The 4,801-nt window shown below is 39.2% G+C and carries 2 protein-coding genes; one reads left to right on the top strand and one right to left on the bottom strand.

Translation table 11 applies throughout. The features are described 5' to 3' along the window. Window positions 1-163: 163 nt before the first annotated feature. Window positions 164-883, bottom strand: coding sequence for a hypothetical protein (locus tag ES676_RS14405; RefSeq protein WP_148371022.1), 720 nt, complete (start codon window positions 881-883; stop codon window positions 164-166). A 154-nt stretch (window positions 884-1,037) separates the two neighbouring features. On the opposite strand from ES676_RS14405, the gene ES676_RS14400 reads away from it, so the two are divergent. Beyond that, the coding region (locus ES676_RS14400; protein ID WP_148371021.1) for an ice-binding family protein at window positions 1,038-4,801 on the top strand (3,764 nt) is incomplete at its 3' end.

Raw genomic sequence — 4,801 nt, 5'->3', positions numbered from 1 at the left:
TAGCCTATGCTTAAAATAGTAGGTAGCTTCAATTGGTGTAAAGAGCAATTGTTGAGATGAACGTTGAACCGCCGTATACGAGACCCGTACGTACGGTGGTGTGAGAGGCGCACTGGCAATCATTCGATTGTCAGCCGTCTACTCGATTGTATGCTGGCTTTTTTTATATTTTCAATTCAAATAGTGTTTTATTTATTTCAATAGACATTTCAAATGATTTTTTTACTTCGTCCAAATACTTATTTATGATTTTAATAAAATAGTCAACTACTTCATTTGAAAAGGTCAATTCAAAAATGTCTGATTTTACATCTTTTAGTTTCCCAGAAACAAGGTTTTGTTGTTTTAAGAAAGTAAATATTCCTTCAAATTTATTGGGTTCTAACCTTTCGGATGTCTTATTGTCATAAATCCATTCTATTAAACTCAATTTGTTTCCGTGAGTAAGAATATTTCTATATTTAAACAACTGATTCATTCCATTAAGAGTTTCTTTCTCAATTATGCGATTTATTCCCTCGTTTGTTATTTTAGTAAATAATTTAAGTTGTTTGTTCCATTCGGAAGATTCTATTTCGAGAATTAGTTCGTCTGTTAATCGTTCTAATAAGTATTCTCCCATTGACATATCCCAATTTGGCATTTCATCATCTTCAAGTTCAGATTCAGGCTCAGATTTGGACATATGATTTTTAATCCAACTTATCATTAGTTCTTTATTAAAAGATTCAACTAACGATGTCAAATTGAGAATGATTGAAGAATTAATTCCAATTAAATTATCATTATCCTTCTCTAAATCTCGCTGTTTGATAATCCACAAGATTGTTTTTGGAATAAATATAAATGGTCGATTATAAGTTTCTTTTATAGTTAAATCCATTAATTGGTATTCGTTTTTTTAGCTTGCATACAACGTGATGTGTATGGTTAGTTGCGTGGTTAAGCAACTAATTTAGCAAATAAAACACAGATAGAATATTCCGCAGGAATGTTCGTAAGTCGGCAGTGACCTAGCAATTAATTATACATTGTGTGTGTGCCCAGGGGCTATTCCAATTGGAGCAAATAGTAATGTAAAAGGAACGTTGTTCTCGCATCCTGGAGCTATTAGTCTTGGAACCGGTGTTACTGTAGAAGGGAGATTGCTCGCCTCAGAAGGAGCTATAACCATTGGGGCAGGAAGTGAAGCTAATACACCTGCTGGTCCTATAACAATTCCCATAAAATGCTTAGGTCTGTGTGCTCCTAATCCTGTTGTCGATGTTTTAGGAAGTCTTAAAAATTATGCGCTTTTTACCAGTGCTGGTGCCGTGGCAAATGCAGCAACCTCTGGTATTGTGGGTGATATAGGATCAAATGCGGGCGCTATAAGTGGGTTTGCTACTTCAACTCATGTTGGATCTTTTTATACTCCAGGGGAGAAGACAGCACAAGCTGTAGAAGATTTAGATTATGCCTATAACCAACTTATTGATATACCAGTTACTGTTTCTGGACACACGCCAGCCTTTGGAAGTGGAGAGACGGTTAATTCTGGAGTGTATGATATTGGAGCCGCTGGATCTTTAGCAGGAACGATTACTTTAGATGCTCAGAATAATCCCGATGCATTATTTATTTTTAGGTTTGGAGGGGCTTTTACAGTAGCTGCACAATCAAAAGTAATTTTGACAAATGGAGCGCGTCGATGTAATGTTTTTTGGATTGGGGGAGCCAGAGTTGCGACTGGTGCCGTTTCTATCGGAACCTTTACTTATATGAAAGGAACCGTTATTTCTCATGGCGGAGCCGCTACTATGGGAGCAAATGGTAACTTAGAGGGCCGATTGCTTTCTACAGCTGGAGCAATTGGTTTTAGTACGGGGGTAATTTATAATGACACACTTTGCTTTGTTGAATCGGAGCCAGTTTCTGGTGGCAACCAAGAAGTATGTTCAGACGGAACACCGTCGCAAACCATTACTGCTACTGCTTCTAATCCTTCTTCAACAAATCAAACAATGGTTTGGTATGATGCGCCATCTGGAGGTACTGTTGTAAATACCCCATCTCAAGTTGGTATTGGAAGTGTAACTTATTACGCAGAGTCTTACAACGGAGCATACTCTAGTGAAACTAGGGCCGCTGTAACTTTAACTATATACGATTGCAGTATTGAGATAAATGCTGTAGTCGATTCATACACTGTAGTAGAAGTACATAATGTTGCAACGAATGTTGGTGTTGTAACGGCAAATGACACCCTGGATGATGTTACTGTAACAGGAGCCAATACGAATGTTACACCAATTAGCGCAGGACCATTGAGTATTGGCGCGGAAGGAGTATTGATCTTAGAGGCCAACACTGCCCCAGGAACTTATAGCATTACGTATCAATTAAGCGAAGTAGGAATTCGCTCACCAAATTTCGATACAGCTACCGCTACAGTGCTAGTGACGATTATAGATGCCGTTATAGATACTACAGCGGCAGTAAATGGATTAACAGGAGGAGATACGTCTAGCTTAGGTATAAATGATACCCTAAATGGCGATCCTGTAGTTATAGGAACAGGTTTAGACAGTGTTACTCTAACAGGAGTAACAGTTCCTGCAGGATTTACTTTATATAGTGATGAAACAGGAGTAACAGTTCCTTCAGGATTTACTTTAAATAGTGATGGGACAGTGACTATTCCACCAAATACTCCAGCAGGAGAGTATAATGTTGAATACAAAATATGTGATGTTAACAATCCAGCAAACTGCGATACAGTGCGCTCTATTATTGTGGTTTCAGCACCGGTTATAGATGCAGTAGAAGATACTACAGCCGCCGTAAATGGACTAACGGGAGGTGATACAACAGCTTTAACTTCAAATGATACCTTAAATGGAAATCCTCTAGTTATAGGGACAGCTCCAGGGAATGTTAGTCTAACAGGAGTAACAGTTCCATCGGAGTTTACATTAAATGGCGACGGAACAGTAACTATTCCACCAAATACGCCAGCCGGAGAGTATGGTGTTGAATACAAAATATGTGAGGTTAATAATCCAACAAACTGCGATACAGTAATCTCTACTGTTGTGGTTTTAGCTCCAGTTATAGATGCAGTGGTAGATACTATGTCTCCTGTAAATGGAACTACAGGAGGGAATACAACAGCCGTAACTTCAAATGACACCTTAAATGGCGATCCTGTAGTTATAGGGACAGCTCCAGGGAATGTTAGTCTAACAGGAGTTACAGTCCCATCGGGATTTACATTAAATACCGATGGAACTGTTGCGATTCCACCAAATACTCCAGCAGGAAATTATAACGTTGAATATCAAATATGTGAAGTTAATAATTCAACAAACTGCGATACGGCTAATATGTCTGTTAATGTGGTGTGCGAACAAATAGATACGCCAACAGTTTCCATTGACCAACCAACATGTGACACTAGTACAGGGACTATTACCGTAACAGCACCAACTGGTACAGGATTAACGTATAGTATCAACGGTTCTGCTTATCAAATAGGAAATACCTTTGCTAGTTTAGCTTCTGGTAATTATAATGTGACGGTTAAAAATGCTGCTGATTGTATTTCGAAAGCCTCAAGTGTAATCATCGCTAAACAACCCACAACGCCAGTACAACCCGAGATTAGTATTAACACACAGACAACGTGTACAACTACTACGGGAAGTTTTACAATAACTAATTATGAAGCGTCTTATGCTTATGTTGTAAGTCCATCTACAGAAGTAACAATTTCAGGAGACACCGTAACAGCGCCAGCAGGAACTTACACAATAACATCAACATTAGAAAGCTGTACTTCTGATGCTTCTGCAAGTGTAACGATCACTGAGCAACCTGGAACACCATCAGAACCAACCACAGAATGTTGGGAAACCGCAACGTTTAATAATGATAAGTGTAGTTGGGAGGTAACAGGAACACAACAATCAGAACCAACCACAGAATGTTATGAAACGGCAACGTTTAATGATACAATTTGTATTTGGGTTGTAACAGGAACACAAGCAGCAGAACCAATCACAGAATGTTATGAAACGGCAACGTTTAATAATGATACGTGTATTTGGGAGGTAACAGGAGATCAAGCAACTGAGCCAACCACAGAATGTTATGAAACGGCAACGTTTAATAATGATACGTGTAGTTGGGATGTAACAGGAGAACAAGCAACCGAGCCAACGACAGAATGTTATGAAACGGCAACGTTTAATGACTCTACTTGTAGTTGGGTTGTAACAGGAGAACAAGCAGCAGCACCAAACACAGAATGTTGGGAAACAGCGACGTTTAGTAATGATACGTGTAGTTGGGTTGTAACAGGAACACAATTAGCAGCACCAATCACAGAATGTTGGGAAACAGCGACGTTTAATGACTCTACGTGTACTTGGGAGGTAACAGGAGATCAAGCAACTGAGCCAACCACAGAATGTTATGAAACCGCAACGTTTAATAATGATACTTGTAGTTGGGTTGTAACAGGAGAACAATCAGCAGTACCAGCGACAGAATGTTGGGAAACGGCGACGTTTAATAATGATACTTGTAGTTGGGTTGTAACAGGAACACAAGAAGCAGAACCAATCACAGAATGTTATGAAACGGCAACGTTTAATAATGATACTTGTAGTTGGGATGTAACAGGAGAACAAGCAGCAGCACCAGCGACAGAATGTTGGGAAACAGCGACGTTTAATACAGAAAGTTGTACTTGGGAGGTAACAGGAGATCAAGCAACCGAGCCAACGACAGAATGTTATGAAACGGCAACGTTTAATAA

It is taken from the genome of Bizionia saleffrena (assembly GCF_008086175.1).
GTDB classification, from domain to species: domain Bacteria; phylum Bacteroidota; class Bacteroidia; order Flavobacteriales; family Flavobacteriaceae; genus Bizionia; species Bizionia saleffrena.
Note: the sequence above shows the minus strand (reverse complement) of the source record. Positions and strands in the feature narration are given on the sequence as shown.